Source organism: Hyphomonas sp. (assembly GCF_018402285.1).
GTDB lineage: Bacteria > Pseudomonadota > Alphaproteobacteria > Caulobacterales > Hyphomonadaceae > Hyphomonas.
Genome location: NZ_JAGYJH010000003.1, coordinates 1 through 16,889, shown reverse-complemented (window position 1 = coordinate 16,889; position 16,889 = coordinate 1). Strand labels below are relative to the sequence as shown.

14 protein-coding genes and 2 pseudogenes are annotated in these 16,889 nt (G+C 57.9%); 13 read left to right on the top strand and 3 right to left on the bottom strand.

Features of this window, described 5'->3' with window-relative positions; genetic code table 11:
- Positions 1-73: 73 nt before the first annotated feature.
- Both KG722_RS02430 and KG722_RS02425 read left to right on the top strand, forming a co-directional pair.
- Entirely contained in the window at positions 74-2,929 is a 2,856-nt protein-coding gene (locus KG722_RS02430; protein ID WP_213269153.1) for a TonB-dependent receptor, read from the top strand.
- Positions 2,930-3,015: 86 nt separating this feature from the next.
- Positions 3,016-4,281, top strand: a complete 1,266-nt coding sequence (locus KG722_RS02425; protein ID WP_213269151.1) for a metallophosphoesterase — start codon at positions 3,016-3,018, stop codon at positions 4,279-4,281.
- A 31-nt stretch (positions 4,282-4,312) separates the two neighbouring features.
- Here the strand turns inward: KG722_RS02425 and KG722_RS02420 are convergent, their stop codons facing one another.
- Together KG722_RS02420 and KG722_RS02415 are read right to left on the bottom strand one after the other, a co-directional pair.
- A complete protein-coding gene (locus tag KG722_RS02420) occupies positions 4,313-5,083 on the bottom strand; it encodes an SDR family oxidoreductase (protein WP_213269149.1) in 771 nt (256 codons plus the stop codon).
- A gap of 298 nt (positions 5,084-5,381) precedes the next feature.
- Complete coding sequence (locus tag KG722_RS02415) at positions 5,382-6,503, bottom strand: linear amide C-N hydrolase (protein ID WP_213269147.1); 1,122 nt, start codon at positions 6,501-6,503, stop codon at positions 5,382-5,384.
- A 285-nt stretch (positions 6,504-6,788) separates the two neighbouring features.
- On the opposite strand from KG722_RS02415, the pseudogene KG722_RS02410 reads away from it, so the two are divergent.
- Together KG722_RS02410 and KG722_RS02405 are read left to right on the top strand one after the other, a co-directional pair.
- Positions 6,789-7,724, top strand: a pseudogene (locus KG722_RS02410) (IS3 family transposase); the annotation flags it as partial.
- Between the two features lie 544 nt (positions 7,725-8,268).
- Positions 8,269-9,360 (top strand): site-specific integrase, encoded by a 1,092-nt coding sequence (locus KG722_RS02405; RefSeq protein WP_213269146.1) that lies wholly within the window; start codon positions 8,269-8,271, stop codon positions 9,358-9,360.
- Between the two features lie 230 nt (positions 9,361-9,590).
- Here the strand turns inward: KG722_RS02405 and KG722_RS02400 are convergent, their stop codons facing one another.
- On the bottom strand, positions 9,591-9,929 hold the full coding sequence (locus KG722_RS02400; protein WP_213269144.1) for a hypothetical protein: 339 nt from the start codon (positions 9,927-9,929) through the stop codon (positions 9,591-9,593).
- 303 nt (positions 9,930-10,232) lie between these two features.
- Here KG722_RS02400 and KG722_RS02395 point away from each other — a divergent pair, with 303 nt between their 5' ends.
- From KG722_RS02395 to KG722_RS02355, 9 genes and pseudogenes are all read left to right on the top strand, one after another.
- Positions 10,233-10,832 (top strand): hypothetical protein, encoded by a 600-nt coding sequence (locus KG722_RS02395; RefSeq protein ID WP_213269142.1) that lies wholly within the window; start codon positions 10,233-10,235, stop codon positions 10,830-10,832.
- Positions 10,833-10,910: 78 nt separating this feature from the next.
- On the top strand, positions 10,911-11,156 hold the full coding sequence (locus KG722_RS02390) for a helix-turn-helix domain-containing protein (RefSeq protein ID WP_213269140.1): 246 nt from the start codon (positions 10,911-10,913) through the stop codon (positions 11,154-11,156).
- 219 nt (positions 11,157-11,375) lie between these two features.
- Positions 11,376-11,813 carry a bifunctional DNA primase/polymerase gene (locus KG722_RS02385; protein WP_213269138.1) on the top strand — a complete coding sequence of 146 codons (438 nt, stop codon included), beginning with the start codon at positions 11,376-11,378 and terminating at the stop codon, positions 11,811-11,813.
- A gap of 308 nt (positions 11,814-12,121) precedes the next feature.
- Positions 12,122-12,418, top strand: a complete 297-nt coding sequence (locus tag KG722_RS02380) for a hypothetical protein (protein ID WP_213269136.1) — start codon at positions 12,122-12,124, stop codon at positions 12,416-12,418.
- A gap of 308 nt (positions 12,419-12,726) precedes the next feature.
- Entirely contained in the window at positions 12,727-13,044 is a 318-nt protein-coding gene (locus KG722_RS02375; RefSeq protein ID WP_213269134.1) for a hypothetical protein, read from the top strand.
- A gap of 354 nt (positions 13,045-13,398) precedes the next feature.
- Entirely contained in the window at positions 13,399-13,710 is a 312-nt protein-coding gene (locus KG722_RS02370) for a hypothetical protein (RefSeq protein ID WP_213269132.1), read from the top strand.
- 674 nt (positions 13,711-14,384) lie between these two features.
- Positions 14,385-14,885, top strand: coding sequence for a DEAD/DEAH box helicase family protein (locus tag KG722_RS02365; protein ID WP_366910213.1), 501 nt, complete (start codon positions 14,385-14,387; stop codon positions 14,883-14,885).
- A gap of 774 nt (positions 14,886-15,659) precedes the next feature.
- Positions 15,660-15,782 (top strand): annotated as a pseudogene (locus KG722_RS15335) (helicase-related protein); the annotation flags it as partial.
- Positions 15,783-15,954: 172 nt separating this feature from the next.
- Positions 15,955-16,889 (top strand): hypothetical protein (locus KG722_RS02355; protein WP_300998187.1); only part of this gene is annotated, 935 nt, incomplete at its 3' end.

Here is a 16,889-nt window from a genome sequence, read left to right as displayed (position 1 = left end):
ACGCAAAACTGTCGCAAGTCTGAGACACTGCCCTGTTACCCGCCGATGCAGTTTTCAGCGGAAGGGTTTACCAATGTTCCACGCTTCATTCTTCGGCCGCGGCCTGACGGCGCGCCTGCTTGCCTCCAGCATTCTCGCCACTGCCGTCGCCGTTCCGGTTGCCAGCGCTGGCACCATCACCGGTGAGGTTGCCGATGCGACCGGCACACGCGCGCTGCGCGGGGCCGAAGTCACTCTGGTGGAAATCAACCAGAGCGCCGAAGTCGGCCAGGACGGGTCTTACCGCTTCACCAACATTGCGGCGGGCACCTACACCCTGCGGGTCCGCTATCCCGGCGCTGAAGAGCAGTCCCGCGTGATCACGGTTTCCGAAGACGGCACGTTGGCCGAGTCCTTCGCGCTCGCGCCGCGCGGCACAGACGGCGACACGGCCGTGATGGAAACCGTTCTGGTGATCGGCCAGCAGTCCAACCTGCTGAGCTCAATTGCTCGTCAGCGAGCGTCCGATACGGTTGAAACAGTTCTGACGCGTGACGCGATTGGTCAGTTCCCGGACCAGAACGTTGCAGAAGCGCTACGCCGCGCGCCCGGCATCAACGTCCTGAATGACCAGGGCGAAGGGCGTTTCGTCTCCGTGCGCGGCCTCGATCCAAACCTCAACTCCTCTTCGATCAACGGTAATCGCGTACTGGCAACGGGCGGCGATGAGCGCGCCGTAGCGTTGGACGTGATCCCGTCGGAGCTCATTGAGTCGATCGAGATCAAGAAATCGCTGACCCCGGACATGGACGCCGACACAATCGGTGGCTCGATCGAAATTAACACCACAAGCGCCTTCGACCGCAAGTCAGACTATTTTTCAGCGTCGCTGGAAGGGTCGTACAACGACCTGAATGGTAAAACGTCGCCTAAGGGAAGCTTCGACTTTATCAAGCTGTTTGGCGACGACCTGGGTATTGCAGGTGGGTTTAGCTACTATGATCGCGAATTCGCGACCGACAATATTGAAATGGATGGCTGGAGCGAGACCGATGACGGCATTGCCTACGCTGAAGACGTTGAGTACCGTGACTATGACGTACGCCGGGAGCGCTATGGAATAACACTCGGCGCAGACTACCGACTAAACGATAGTACCACTCTCTATGCGCGTGGGCTTTATTCCAAGTTTGACGATACCGAACTACGTCGTCGACTGATTTTTGGCATGAGCGAAGAGCCTTTTGCAGGCTCAGAAAACACAGCGTCGTTCGATTCAGCCGATGGCCGCATTCAGGTTCGCCGCGACCTGAAAGATCGCGGTGAGGCTCAGACCATCCGTACCTTTTCGCTTGGTGGTGAGACCTTCACCGGCCCTTGGACGGTGACATATGATGCCGCCTACTCGGAAGCCGACCAGAAAGAGCGAGGCTCAATCGACCCGATCCGGTTCCAGGAACGCTTCCGGTCTCCCGGTGAGCTGGGCGTGACTTTCGATTTTTCCGACATGAACAGACCGCTCTATAATATCGATTTTGGGGCGGCGGCATTTTCCGATCCCACCAATTACGGCTTCACGCTTCTGGAGAGAACCACGCGCGAAGACGCAGACGATAAGGAAGCCTCGTTCAAGATTGACGTGGCGCGCGAGTTCGCCGTCGATCGAGGGACATTTGAAATCAAGAGCGGCTTGAAGCTTCGCCAGCGTGAAAAAACGCAGAACTTTGTGATCGATCTTTACGAAGACTTTGATGGCGACTTCACCCTTGCCGACGTGGCGGGAACCCAGACCTATGGGCTTGCCGATCTCGGCGTTCTGCCTGACCTCGGAGCCGTTAAGAACTTTGTTTCCAGAAATGGCCTCGGTGCTTTTGAACTGAACGAACTTGAGACGGAGTTTGTTTCGACAGTTGAAAGCTTCGAAGCTGACGAGGATATCCTGGCCGGCTATGTGATGGGCAAGTACCAGTCAGGCCCGCTGCGTCTGATCGCCGGCATTCGCATAGAGCATACCAAGACCGATACCCGCGGCAACCGAACGGAGCTGGTCGAGGAAGGTGCAATTGTCGGCGGCCTCAGCCTCGAGGAGGACACGCTCTTCATTACGCCGGTCTCGTTTAGCAACGATTATACCGACGTCCTGCCAAGTTTGAATATCCGCTACGATGTAAATGAAAAAATCGTCGCACGCTTCGGCGCCTTCCAGTCAATCATTCGTCCTAATTTCAAACAATTTGCCCCATTCTTCGTTGTTGAGGAGAATGACGAGAACGAGCGTGAAGGCGAGTTCGGCAATCCGGACCTTGACCCCTACCGCGCGACCAATTTCGACGCGACACTGGAATATTATTTTGCACCCGAAGCCGTGCTCCAGGGCGGCGTCTTCTACAAGCGCATTGAAGACTTCATTGTTGATGCAGGGTTCGAGAACGGCACCTTTCAGGGCATAGCCTATGATGAGGCCACTATCCCGATCAATGGTGAAACGGCCGAAGTGAAAGGTATCGAGCTTTCCTACGCGCAGGCCTTTACCGGTTTGCCGGCGCCGTTTGACGGACTGCTGGCAAACGTGAACTATACCTACACGGACGCGTCGGGTGATGTGCTGGGACGGTCAATCCCGCTGCCGACCTCATCCAAGCACACCTTCAACATCGCGGTTGGCTATGATAAAGGGCCTCTCAGCCTGCGCCTTTCGGGCACGGGCCGCTCGTCCTACCTTGATGAAATAGAAAGTGACGCCGAAAGTGACCGGTATGTCGAATCGCACTTCCAGGTTGATGCTTCCGCAAAGTACCGGCTCACCCCGAACCTGCAATTGTTCGGAGAACTCGTAAACATCAACGACGCAACCTATACGGCCTATCAGACTGGCCCCGGCCGTGACCGCCTCCTGCAGTATGAAGAGTATGGCTGGACGGCGAAGTTCGGCTTCAAGGCCAACTTCTGATACAAAGAGCAAAGGCCCCGGCAGACCGCCGGGGCCTTTCGCCATTGGCGGGGTGGTGATCCCCGAAACAAAGACAGGACAGACCCATGTACAAACACCTCATGACCGCGCTTTGCGCCCTCAGCCTTGCGGCGTGCGTCCACTCCGGGCCTGCCGGCGCGGAAGACCGCAGGGCCAATTTCGCGGTTCTGGGCGATACGGGCTACATTCCGTCCTATGAGCGCCTCGACGAGGACGAGACGCCTCACCGTACGCTGAGCAGCTATCTTGCCGCCCAGGCGGAAGACTGGCTTGAGCGCAATGCCGACATGACCGGCTTCCGGCCAACGCCCTTTGTGTTTGAGGCAGCGATCGGCGGGTATATGGAAGCCAGCGGGATGTATCCGGTTGCCTTTGCTGCCGAGGAAGTGTGCCGCAAGCTCGGGTGTGATTTTGCCACGATGGTGGGCGACAACATCTATCCGGATGGCGCGACGCTGGGGGCTGACGGGATCAGCGATGAGCGGCGCTTCTACGACATGCTGGACCAGCCCTATGGCACGCTTGGCAAAGGCGTGGAGGATTTCACCATCTATGCGATGATGGGAAACCATGACTGGCGCGTCTCGCGCGAGGCCACTGCGGCGCAGATGGACTATTTCCAGAAGCACCCCAATTTCACCATGCCGGATTTCTACTACCGCGCCTCTCCGGCCGGAATGGAAGGCTTTGTCGAGATTTTCGTTATCGACACAGAGATGCTGCTGGCGAGCACAAGCGTGCATGTGGACAATCTGGATACGGAGGGCCGCGAGGCGCGCACCGGCGAGATGGAGGAATGGGACGACTTCGTGAAACCAGCGACAGAGGGCGAGAAGCAGATGGTCGCGTGGCTGGAAGAGGCGCTGGCGTCTTCAGAGGCGCACTGGAAGATTGTCATCGGCCATCATGCGGTCTGGTCGGGCGGGGGCAGCAAGTTTGAAAAGGCCCATGCCTTGCGGTCGCTGTACATGATCGCCGTGTGCAAACATGCCGACGCTTACATTTCCGGCGATGATCACATGCTGGAAGTCTACACCGATGATTGCCGCAGCGAGGGAGTTTCCGGCGCGCCGGTGCTGCCCGCGCTGGTCTCCGGGGCAGGGTCCAAGTACCGCCCGCTTCACCCGAAATTCATGGCCAATCAGCTGGCGGCCAATCCGGGGCTTGCCAATCCCTTTTCCAAAGGATCCCTCTGGGGGTTCATGCATGTCGGCCTGACCGAAGAGGACATGACCGTCCGGGTCTATTCGACCCCGGAGGACATGTCTGGCCGGCCGGTCGAAGAAACTGAGTTGACCTTCAAGCGCCGGTCTCACCTGGCTAGCCGCTAAGCCCTCTCCGGAATTGGCCGCCGGGCTTTTCCTAGAAGTTCACCCGGTTTGAAACTGCTCCGTCCACGATCAGGTTGGCGCCGGTCGTGTAGGAGGAGGCGGGGCTGGCGAGGAACACCGCCGCATTGGCGATTTCCTGCGGCGTGGCGCAGCGACCTGTGGGGTTGCGGGCGTTCGCCTGCTCGAAGAATTCCGGCATGTTGGTCTTCACCATGTGCCAGACGCCACCTTCGAAATAAACCATGCCGGGGGAGACGACATTGACGCGGATGCCGGCCTTGGCATGCTGGCGGGCGAGGCCCTTGGCCATGTGGATGAGGGCGGCCTTGATCGGGCCATAGGAGTCGCCTCGGTCAGCCATTGCGGCAGAAATCGAGGAGATGATCACGAAGGCTGCGTCCCCGGAAGTTTTTGCGGCCGTGGAGAGCAGGGGCTCCGCCGCCTCGAAGGCGTTGACGGCGGCGAGCACGTCGAGTTTGAAGTTCGATTCCCAGGCGGCGACATCATTGCCCTGCGCCATGGCGCCGGCGTTTGAGATGAGGATGTCGAGGCCGCCGAGCGTCTTAGCCGCGTCAGCGATCCACGCCTTCAGGGCGGGGCCGTCCGTCACATCCACCGAGGCGCCTGTGGCGTTGACGCCGAGCATCTTGAGATCGGCCACGGCGGCGGCCACCTGATCGCCGTTGCGGGCGCAGACAGCGACATGTGCGCCTTCCTTCGCCAATGTGTCGGCGATCGCCCGGCCGATGCCGCGTGTGCCGCCGAGGATGATGGCCTTCTTGCCTTTAAGTCCGAGATCCATTGTGTTTCCTTCCCTGAAGTGTCTGCAGACTACCCTAGGAGGGAAAGCCGCGCTGGCCAATGGGGCGCGCGGGCGGAGAACGGCAAAGAGGAGTGAGGGACCTGAGACATAGGTAGCAGATTGGGCAAAGGTACTGAGAGTTCGAACTTCAGTTTCTCCAATCAGACATAGGCTTTCGACGCGTGCCTTAGCCGCGCGCAAAAGGAACAAATCCTGATAGCATAAGCTGCCGACCAAGAAATCGGCAGCACCTAATAACTTACCGGCTCAGGCGTGACGGATCAGGTGCTGACTTCAACTAAAGTGACCCTTCGTTTGGAGAGATCTCTCGGATGGTCTGTTCTGTAGAAACACCAGAGGTGATCAACTGCATCTCAATCGAGCCAAAGTCGATTTTTTTGAGGTCAAGCATGCGCACTTGCCGATCTGACATAGTATGGAAATAAAAAAGCTTGTTGTCGAGATCGCTGACCGTTGTAATCTGGGTCGCGCTTTCGATATCGGTCGCTATTTTCCCTGGAGCACCTGTGCTCCCAACCGGTATGTTGAAATTATCAAGAATACGGAATGCCTCGAAAACGGCGTCTTGGCTTTTCTCCAGCGGCCTTGCGCTGGCGGTAAAAGCGAGGGCACGGAGAAAGCGTGATGGAGGCGTGAAGTCACCCGGCAAACCGCGCAAACCGGACCCGGAACCGAGTGGCGCGAAGACTTGACCATCCACCTCTATCGGGGCCTCCGCACTCGGCGACAGGCCGAGATAGTTGCGTAGATTTGTCAGGTGCCAACCGTAGCCAGGTGAATTAGTGATTACACCTTCGACGGTATTGAAGATTTCAATCTTCCCTCCGTCTGTAATCTCGATGACGATGCTTTCACCAGTTGGGTCGGCTATTTTCCAGTGAAACGGTAAAGCCGCTCCGCCGAAGCGTGGATCGTCTACATTGACGACACGTACTTTATCAAGATTTTCGCGGACTTCCTCTACTGTTGAGAAATTGGACAGCATCCAGCGCATAAAGTCGCCAACGCTAAGTGAGCTGTCCCGTTGAGAGGAATCGTAAGCCTCAAAGCTGGCGAAATCGGGGAAATAATACATGCCCACATATAATCCAACCTCGTTCATTCCATCCGGTCCGTATGGCTCTCCGTATGCCGATAGAGACGCAAAGCCGTATTTGCCGGTCCAAGTGAGACCATTGTAACCTTCAGGCGTCTGGCCGACGAATTCGTAATTTCGCGGGAACAAAACAAGCGTATCATGATCTGCATCGCCAAGGGCCCATTCTACAGTCCGGGCGACGATAGTTGTTCCGTCCTGGGCCTCTAACGAGATTCCGGTGCAGGCAATTGCGATCGGCGCACCAACTACCGAAATCACAGCTGTCAAAGCGACGACATGACGACTGAAACCAAACCTCATTTGGATGTTCCTTCAAAATCAACCAAGCACGTACGAAGAAACAACAAAAAAATAAAGTGAACAAGCAACTTAGCTTTTCATTGATATCTCTATGCGGGCGCCTTTTGTTCGTTGTCGTTGGTTTCTGTCCCATTGAATGTGGCTTGCTTCAAAAGGGGTGTTGTTTCATCTGTATCGACCCAGCGAAAAACTGCTCAATCCATAAGGAGCAAAATTGGCTATGAGTGTGAGCATGGACGCCTCGCTGATGTCTGAGATGAGCCGCAGGCAGGCGTAGCCAACGCGATGGCAGATGAGAGCCGCCGGCTCAAGAAGATGTATGCCGAACTGGCGATGCGGAACCAGTTATTGAGAGATGCTCTCGGAAAAAAGCCGTAAGGCCATCTCAAAGACGAGAGATGGCCAAAGAAGCTGTTCGGAAGAAGGGCGTGTCTGTGGCGCTGGCGTGCCGCACCTTTGGCATCAGCGAGACCTGCTACCGGTATGAGGCGAAGCTGTCGGACGAGAATGCCGAGATCGCCGATTGGCTGGTGGGGTTGGCGAAGTCCGAAAAGACGAGGCGCTGGGGCTTTGGCCTTTGCTATCTGTTCCTGCGCAATGTGAAAGGCTTCGCCTGGAACCATAAGCGCGTTCGCCGCATCTATTGCGAACTGGAACTGAACCTGCGGATCAAGCCAAGAAAACGGCTGGTTCGGGAAGTTCCTGAGCCTCTGGCCGTTCCGGAGCGGCCGAATGAAATGTGGTCGATGGAGTTGGCTTCGCCAGCCTTCGGCTCATGGCAGATCAGCTTGGAGATGGCCGTTCCTTCCGGACACTGAATGTGATTAATGACTTCAACCGCGAAGGCCTCGCCATCGAGGTTGACTTCTGCCTACCCGCAGCGCGCGTCGTGCGCACGCTGGAGCGGATCATCGAATGGCGGGGGAAGCCGATGGGCATTCGCGTCGACAACGGCCCCGAAAATGTCAGCGCCGCGCTGCAAACCTGGGCAGCAAAGCGTGGCATCGGGATCCTCTACATGAGCCCGGCAAGCGGCAGCAGAACGCATATGTCGAACGCTACAATCGGACCGTCCGGCAGGAATGGTTTGGGCAGTTCATCTTCAACACGATCGAGGAGGTCAAGGAACACGCCACCAGTTGGCTATGGAGTTGCAACAATGAGCGCCCGAACATGGGCATCGGCGGCATTACCCCCGCCATGAGCCGAAGGCAGGCGTAGCCAAACTTAAACTTGCCGCGTGAAGCCCAGAAATCCGGCCGCTTAAAAATGGGATGATTACCGGCCCTCACGGGGCCTAAACGGGCAGGCACCCCGCATCGAAACAGCCTCGGACGGGCCGAAACAGCGAATATATGTAATTTTCGGTGGAACCCCTAGGAAAATTCAGGCGCCGGAAGGACAGAAAATAACGTCTAAGCCCTTGATTTTTATGGTGCACCCAAGAGGATTTGAACCTCTGACCTTTGCCTTCGGAGGGCAAGTGTAAGATGCTTCTTGGGTGTTCTCTGGGTTCCAAATGATAGCACAGAGTTCTGTTATTGCTTAAAAAATAGGATTCCAGGTTCCTCGCGATGCCTTGAGTTTCCGCCGAGCGTGCTTACTGTGTGCTTACTGGTTATGGACGAGTAAGCACACATGTCTCTTAAGCTCACAAAAACCGTTGTTGATAGGGCAAAGCCCGAAGCTAAGGACCGGTTCCTCTGGGACGGCGAACTTGCAGGGTTCGGCCTAAAGGTCTGCGCTGGGGGAGAAAGGTCTATATATGTCAATACCGGCATGGAACCGGCCGCAGGGCTCCGACGCGGCGAATGACCATCGGCGCTCACGGTTCACCCTGGACGGTCGAGACCGCGCGAAAAGAAGCACGCAGGATCTTGGTATGGCGGCGCAAGGTGCGGACCCGGCGAAGGAGAAACAGGACGCGAAAGCTGTACTCACCATTACTGAGCTTTGTGACGACTATCTTCTCAGCGGCGTTGCAACAAAGAAAGCTTCGACTTTGGTCTCCGATCGTGGGCGGATTGAACGGCATATTAAACCGCTAATTGGCCACGTTAGACTAACCGACGTCTCCAAAGCGACCGTTACGCGGTTCATGCAGGATGTAGCCATGGGCAAGACGGCAAAGGACGTGAAAACCGGCCACCGTGGGCGAGCCATTGTGACCGGCGGTAAAGGCACTGCATCGCGGACTGTTGGTCTGCTCGGCGGTATTTTCACTTACGCTGTTGAAGCGGGCCTCATGTCAGAGAATCCGGTCCGAGGGGTGAAGCGCTACAAAGACAAGAAGAACCTTCGTTTTCTGAATTATGAAGAACTGATCCAGCTTGGTGAGGCGCTGCGCGAGGTCGAGGCGAATGGCGCAAATCCGCAAGGCGTTTCGATCATCCGGCTGTTGATCCTGACAGGCTGCCGCAAAGGTGAAATTGAGAATCTCAGGTGGCAGGATGTCGATTTTGACCTCGGATTTCTGCGGTTGCCTGACTCAAAGACGGGGCAGACGATAAGGCCTTTGAACCGCGCTGCACGGGCAGTGCTTGCCTCGTTGCCAAGGTATCAAGGGGGCGAGTTAGTTTTCCCCTCGCAAAAGCCGGACAGGCCCTATGTTGGAACCCCGAAGGTATGGCTTGCTGTTCGGGCGTCGTGTGAGTTGAGCGGCGTGCGATTGCATGACCTTCGACACAGCTTTGCCAGCGTGGCTGTCTCTGAAGGTTCCAGCCTCCCTGTCATCGGTGTACTTTTGGGGCATAAGGATGCCGCGACTACTGCGCAGTATGCCCACCTGCATGATGATCCTGTGCGTGGAGCAGTTGAGAAGGTTGGTGAACGCTTAGCAGACTTCATCCGAGACTAGCGTCAGGCCCCACAATCCTTTCATCCAATCATGTTATCCTGAAAGTGCTTAAAGGCTGTTCCCATTAGCCTCTTCAACCTCGAACAACGGCTCAATTTTTGTCAGTCTGACTCTAAGGCTGTGGGTTATCTCGGCGGGGGGTTCCGACCACCCCTCCCCGTCATTACTCTCGCTGCTCAGGGGAAAATACAAAGCCCCCGGGGTTTAAATCTTGACTGCCTCGACACTCACTATTCGCTTCTGACAACGACATCCGGCACGGTCTCAATATCGGGACGGACGTCTTCCAAGTCGCCCTCGGGTACGCACCGAAATGTCAAATCATGGGTCAGATACTCACCATACGAGCCACCAGAGCTAGTGATAAATACGAAGTTGAGGCCCTGCGAGCTGCAATACTCATTCGCTTCTAGTATCGCGCGGCTTTTTGCGGCTCCGGCGCCACCTCGTGTGAAATGAGCATCAGTTGTGATGGTGTAAGTGTCCTTACCAATTGGCAGCACTCCAGTTGACGAAGCGCAGCCGCCTAAAAACATCATCAGGCCTAACGAAATTGCGATCTTGTTCATTTTTCGATCCCCGCTGTCCGCATCAATCTCTAGATAGCCTAAATCGAAAAGCAATGAGAGCCAATCAATCGGCTAGAAAACAAGCTCCTGCACAGACATTTAGCGCTCATGCAGGCCTTCCGAATCCATCTATCTGAAAGGAATGGAACCGGAAGATGAGTTCGAGGAAGACTACACGTCATTTGTGCTTTCGCCCCAGCACCATGGCGTGACGGGTACTCTCAGCGATATGTCGAGGGCGTTTAAGAGAAAGCCCACTCTCGAGAATTATCTGGAACTGCGGCGGGGGCATCCCGCGGAAAGTTGATCGAGGTCTCGACGAGTTTTTCTCTCGATTGGGTGGTGGCCAATGAAGAGCGGCTGCAAGCTCTCGGAATACCGATTGGAGACGTTGAACGCATCCTGGATGCTGACGAGGCGTCGGCGAGCCGCCTTAGTCTTCGATTGATCGAATTGCTTGTCGAACGTCGTGCGCGTGAAAGTTCTGGCGAGACACATCTTGTAGGGCGCGGCGAGGTCATCAGTGACACCCTCGTCAACTACCTTGTAGCCATGATGCTCGACGCGCTCGATTGGAACGATAACATGATCATTCCGCGTGATCTGATCGTGCTCATTAAGCACCAGCTCGGTACGGAGGTCTCAGTCGAAGCGCGGAACATGGAAGTGATACTGAATCGAGAGAGCGCATTGTGGGCAGGCGCCTATCTCAAGAATATTGGAAAGCCGGTTTCGTTCGGAGCCGTTGCCGAACTGATGCATGTCGAGCGCTCAACTGTTCTGCGATGGTTCAAGGATGGCGACTTCCATAAAGAGGTTGATGAATGGCATGCAATCATGGAGGCCCTAAGGGCTGAGACGCTTGCGAGCAACCCGTCATCCGGCTCGGATGAAACCGATTGAACTGTTGCACTCAAATCCACGTGCGCAACACCCAGTCCGATTGATAACGATGCCACATACAGCCGGAGGGTTCCGGTGATGCGATGGCGGTGGATCAATGACTATTCCGGTACAGCGCAGGCGACGCTTCTTTCGCCGAAACAAGTTTCCGAACAATACGGCCCCTCGACCAGCACTCTGGCCAAGATGCGTCTAACCGGGGCAGGGCCGGTTTATGTGAAGCTGGGGCGCCGGATCGCTTACCGGCTGGAAGATCTTGAGGCTTGGATACTGGCCAACCGCTTCCATTCGACCTCTGAGTACGACTCTTCGGCGAGAGACTGATCAATGCCGAGGCAGCAGAAGGGCAAGCGAAACATCTCGCTGATCAGCAGTCAGAAGAGCTGTGAGGCCGCAGTTGAAACGTCGCTCAGTAAACGGTGTGATCGGAGCGCGCCATGACTGGATCCATGCTCCTTAACGCCATTGATGCGCTCGCGCGCCTTGGCTATGTGCCAATCCCTCTGAACTGCGACCGGCGGCCCACAACCAAGGGCTGGCCAGATGCCGAGGCCGGAGAAACGCCTCGCCCGCGAGCGCTTGAACATTGCGCAGCTAATCGGCGTGGCGCTGGTGACGCGCGGGTTCATTGTCCTGGATCTTGACCGCGGCCATGCCGAGGGCGTCGACGGGGTCGCCAGCTTTGCAGCGCTAGTGAATGCCCAAGGTGGTGATTTTCCGGATCACTGCCCTTGTGTCCGCACCCGGCGCGGCGGGATTCATCTCTATATCGCCTCGCCGGCTGGCGTGGAATTGCGGTCCAGCACCTCAAGGATCGCACCAGGCGTTGACATCAAAGCAGGCCGCTCACTTGTGACTTGCCCACCCACCGATGGCTATAGCTGGATAAAGCCGCTGATCCCGATTGCCGAGCTTCCTCCCCCTCCGGAGTGGGCTGGTGCGCGCGGCCCGTCCACAGCTGTGGCCATCTCCGACTCATAGGCCGTTCCAGTCGCACCGCGGCACAGAGCGCTACGCGGAAACCGTCTGCCACCGCGAGCTTTCGGCTTTGGCGATGACTGGCAAGGGGCAACGAAATGCGACGCTGTTTAAAGCGGCCGCTCGTTTGGGCGAACTCGTTGGCGCCGGGATGCTCCCTCTCGATGCGACAATCAATGGGCTGCTCGCAGCTGCAGAGGCCTCTGGTCTTAATCGGGATGATGGCCGCCAGGCGGTTGAAGCAACTATCGAGAGCGGCTTCTGCGTGAGGGGCTTGGCCAACCCGCTGCCTCGACTTGGTGGGCGCAGAGATGGGCGTTGAACCCTTGGAAAATGGTCCGATTTCCCACCTCCTTAAGGAGCTTGGCGAAGATACGAACCGGGCAGACATGCTCCCTAACCGTAAGCAGTACGACAACTTTGAAGCCGTGTGGTTTGAGGACGTTGAGCCCGTCAAGGCTGCCTGGATTTTGAAGAACATCTTGCCCAGGAACGGCATTGGCGCAGTCTGGCCCGCTAGCTCTGAAAAAGAGCTTCCTGTTTCACACTTGGCACTCCAGCTCGAGGTTCGGACGTGCTGGGAACTCGATGCAATCGTGGCGGCGTGATTTATCTTGCGGCCGAAGATCCAGATGCGATCTGGCTCCGATCGCAGCCCGGCGGCAGGAGCATGGGCAGAACCGACCCTTCCTCTCTCAGCCCGCACCGGTGGGGCTGATGGGGCGCGAACCTGATCATGTCTCCGCTCTGGTGGGCCTCGCAAAGGAGCAGGCGGCCGGCTTCGAAAGCCGCGGCGCACCATTGACGCTGATCATCGCGGATACCCTTCTGTACGCCTGCTCGGGGCTTGATGAGAACTCCGCGCCCGAAATGCTAGAAAATGCGGCCCTTGCAAACTGGCTAAGAACTGAATGCGTTGGTGTTGATTGTCCACCATGCGGGCAAGGACGCCAGCCGCGGCGAACGCGGTCATTCCAGCCTGCGTGCTGCGCTGGACGTTTCCCTTGAAGTAGCGCGAAATGGACAACAGTCTTCGCGCGAGCTTAAGCTATCCAAGAGCAAAAACTCGACCGACGGGGCGACCTGGCCCTTTGAGCTGCAAACCATCATTCTTGGCACGGATGAAGATGGCGATGAGATCACCTCTTGTATTGCGGTTATAAAAGAACAGGCAGACGTCGTGCCGAAGAACTGGCCATCGGAAGATATTCCGGCGCTCAGAAAGTTTCAATAAACTGAAATCGTCGGTCAAGCATATGAGGATAAGAGAACACGGCGGGGTTTGGCGCCGGAAGCTGACGTGCGCCCTAAAGGCCTTCCGTTTAATTGACTCGGACAATAAAAATAGCGTGCTGAGGAGCGGCGACGCAGGCCTGGAAGCGGGGGGTCGAAAAGCTCATCGCCGAACGCCTTCTTTCGCGCCAGAACGGTGTGCTTGCCATGGACGATCCTGCGGTCGCACGGTTTGCGCGCACGTCGGCGGGCCTACCGTCTATGGAGAAAGCGTAAGGCGGGTCCTGCGAACCCAGTTTCCAGACTGGCCTGGGAGGCTTGGTGGCCACACCTCCGAATCGATGGTGTTCCATGGTTGAGCCGTAAGGCTCTCTGCGATCCTCAGTCTGAGGTCTATGCGGCGCTTACCAAAGGCGTTGATGACCTTCTGGCGGCTGGTGACATTGAGACGGAAGGCGAGGGCTTTCGTATTCTTACCACTGGGCTCTACCCAAAAGATGGGGAGCCCGCGGAACATGAGGCCATATGCAATCTCGAGTCTGAAATTCATTCAGCGCCTGCCAAGGGCATTGAAGACTTTGAGTCTGCTGGCGACATTGAGCCCGATGACCAAGGGTTCCACGTTATGCCCATCGATCTCTGCCCCGAAGAAGGGCCGTCAGAATGACATCCCCCACGGAACAAGCGGAATATTCCGGAACATGTTCCTCATGTTCCGCGCGGAACAGGAACAGGAACACATCCCCCTATATAGGGGATGTTCTGTTCCGAGTCCGGTTCCGTCTCCGGAGGGATGTTCCGGAGCTAACTTCTGCGTGAGGGGGGCCTGCCAGGCCAGCATACTCTCCGCCTCGAAAGCCGGACTGTGATTCCGGCGGGGTTGCTCACATGGTCGTCTCCCAGGTCGGCAAAATAGCCGATCTGCAGGCAGCAATCCACTAAACTACCGTGTTCGATTCTGGTTTACCTGTTAGCGATGGTCGACTTTCTGTGGGTTCTCTAAGGTTGAATATAAAGGGAGGGTCGGGGAAGGTACCAGCAGATTGTCTTGCTGAACCGGGGTCCGATTGCGGCATTATGAATAATCACGAGGTGCTTGTACTGTGACCGCACAATCAACCCCGACCCCGGGCGCCGTAATCCGACTTCGCTCAGCCACTTGGAAGGTTTTGTCGACGTCGACGTTGAAGCGTGGCTATCAGTGAAGTCCACTGCCGTGGGCTTGACGGGGGCTCGTACGCGACAAAGAGGCCCGATTTGTATGGGACTTGGAAAAGGGCGCGCGAGTTCTCGACCCTGGCGGCGGTCCGCCGGTCCTCGATACCTCCTCCGGACTGATCGATACGTAAAGCCGCACCCGGCTGCATCCCTTCCAGGGCCACCGCCACCACGACACGACGCCCGCTCACCCTGGGTCGCGCCGCGATCGACGATCTGATCTTCCAGCATCTGCCGGTAGAGCGGGCGCTGGCCCAAGACCGAGTGCGACTCCTGATCGCCGATGACGTTGGTCTTGGCAAAACCCTCGAGGCAGGCCTGATCACCTCCGAGCTCGCTTTGCGCGGCCGAGCGGACAGGATCCTGGTGGTCACTACCAGAGCTATGCTGACCCAGTTCCAGAAAGAGTTCTGGACCCGGTTCTCGATCCCGCTCTCACGGCTCGACAGCGCCGCGATCCGGCGGATGCGGAACCGGATCCCGGCCCATTACAATGTCTTTGACCAGTTCGACCGGTCCATCGTCTCGATCGACACGCTGAAACGGGACAATCAGATACGGGATGCGCTTAAACACTCCTACTGGGACCTAGTCATCATCGACGAGGCTCATAACGCGGGCTGAACGGAAATTGCTGCCAACCAACTCGCAGCGGGCCGAGCTGGCGAAGCCTCTGTCCCGTCGGGCCGACTTTGTTTTCGACAGCGACCCCGCATGACGGGTCGCAGTGGAGAGTCATGAGCCCATCCACGTTGACCTGACTCAGGTCCTGATCCGCCCGGCTGCACCGGATCGGGACATCGAGGATCTGGTCGTCCGCCGGTTCCGCTCGTCGCCGGAAGTGGTCGCCGATATAGGCCGGGAGGTCCCGAAACGGCAGCTGTTCCCGCGCCGCTTTCCGGCTCAGCCTGCAGGAAGAGGTGGCCCATCAAGGCAATCGCGGACCTCCATCTTGATCTTGATGAGGAGCAGACCCGAGGGCGCGCCATCGACCTCTTCCGAACCACGATCGCCAAAGCGATATTCTCCAGCCCGGCCGCTTGCTTCGAGACGCTCTCGCGCCGGATCCGGGGGATCGAAAACGGGACAGCCCGCGGAACGCCAGCTGACCGGGACCGGCCAAAGGCGCTGGCGGACCACGTGGCCAGCGATCGATACGGGCGCGTTCCAGCGTTAACACAGGGAACCTCCGTCATTGCGAATCCCAATTGGACCGGTGGGACGCCCCGGGATCGGCTGGTAATCTTCAGAGCGGATCGCGACTGTGTCCCGGCTCGCCGACAGGCTGCGAGGGAGGACTGGACTCGTCAATCGATCAGGCTGCGCGGTGGACGGGCAGCGGTCGGCGATGTCCGGACGCAGAGGTGATCGAGGGGGCACCGGCCAGAGCGGTCCCCGATCCGGATTCTGATCGCCTCCGACATGGCGTCAGAGGGTCTCAACCTCCACTTCCAGTGTCACCGGCTGATCCATTTCGATCTTCCCTGGTCCCTCCTGCGGTTCCAGCAGCGCAACGGGCGGATAGACCGCTGGGCTGCGACCGGCTGCCGCAGATCAGCTACTTCGTGGGCGAGAGCACGCATTCGAAGGTACGGTGATGGGTGCCGAGAAGCTTCTGTCGCGAAGGAGCCACAGCGGCCCACCAGGCCGGCATCGGCGACCCGGCTGTGTTCCTTGGCGCGGGCGACGTGGGATGGGGAAGAGTGCTGTCGTTGCAGAGGCGGTCGCCGCTGGCATCGGCGCCGAGGCATTCGAACGCCAGATGGACGCGCGGGCCGCAGAGGCGGTCACGCAATATGGCTGGTCAGACGATGAGTTTGCGGCCCTCTTCGGCGATTATGCGACGCCAGCTCTGTCTGCAGCGGTGGCCCTCACTGACCAGGGCCCACCCCGCTTGTACCCGGATACGTTCACCTATGCCCGGGCCATGATCGAACGGTTGTCTCGGCCTGAGGAGAATGCGTTTCCAGAACTGCCGCGGATCCAGGAGACTGACCGGCTGATCCAGTTCACCATCCCGGCAGATATGCGAGCCCGTGATGGCTTTGGCTACGCTGAGCGAGGGGCGGTGATGGCAGGTCTGGGCGCGGAAGAGGTCAGGGCCCTGGGGGCCGGATCGAGCTGGACCGACCAGCCACGAGTCATCAACCAGGCCATCAGCGACGCGAAGGCGCAAGATAATCCTTGGCCGGCCGTGCAGTACCTCTGGGACGGGCACCCGATCCTCGAGTGGTTCGCTGATAGGGCTAGCACCTTCTTCCCGGAGCACGCGGCTCCGGTCGCACCGCTCATGGGCCGTCTTCCCCCTGGGGAGGTCGCCGTTATCCTGCACGGGGCAATCCCGAACGCGAACGGTGCACCAGTCGTTGACCGCTGGGCCGCAGTGATCAGATCCGCGGACGATACGGTCCGGATCGAAGAGGTAGGCGCATTCCTTGAACGGACCCGGTTTGCGGGCAACACCCCAAGCCAATCGCTTGAGGATCTCTCCACGGCGCGGGCGGCGATCCCGGTCGCTGTGGACCGGTTCCAGACGCACCTTGTCGAGCTACGGAAAGCACGCGAGGCGGATATCCAGCGGAGCTCAACGCTGTTCTTGGATCGGCTGGCTGGCCTTGAGACGCGGTT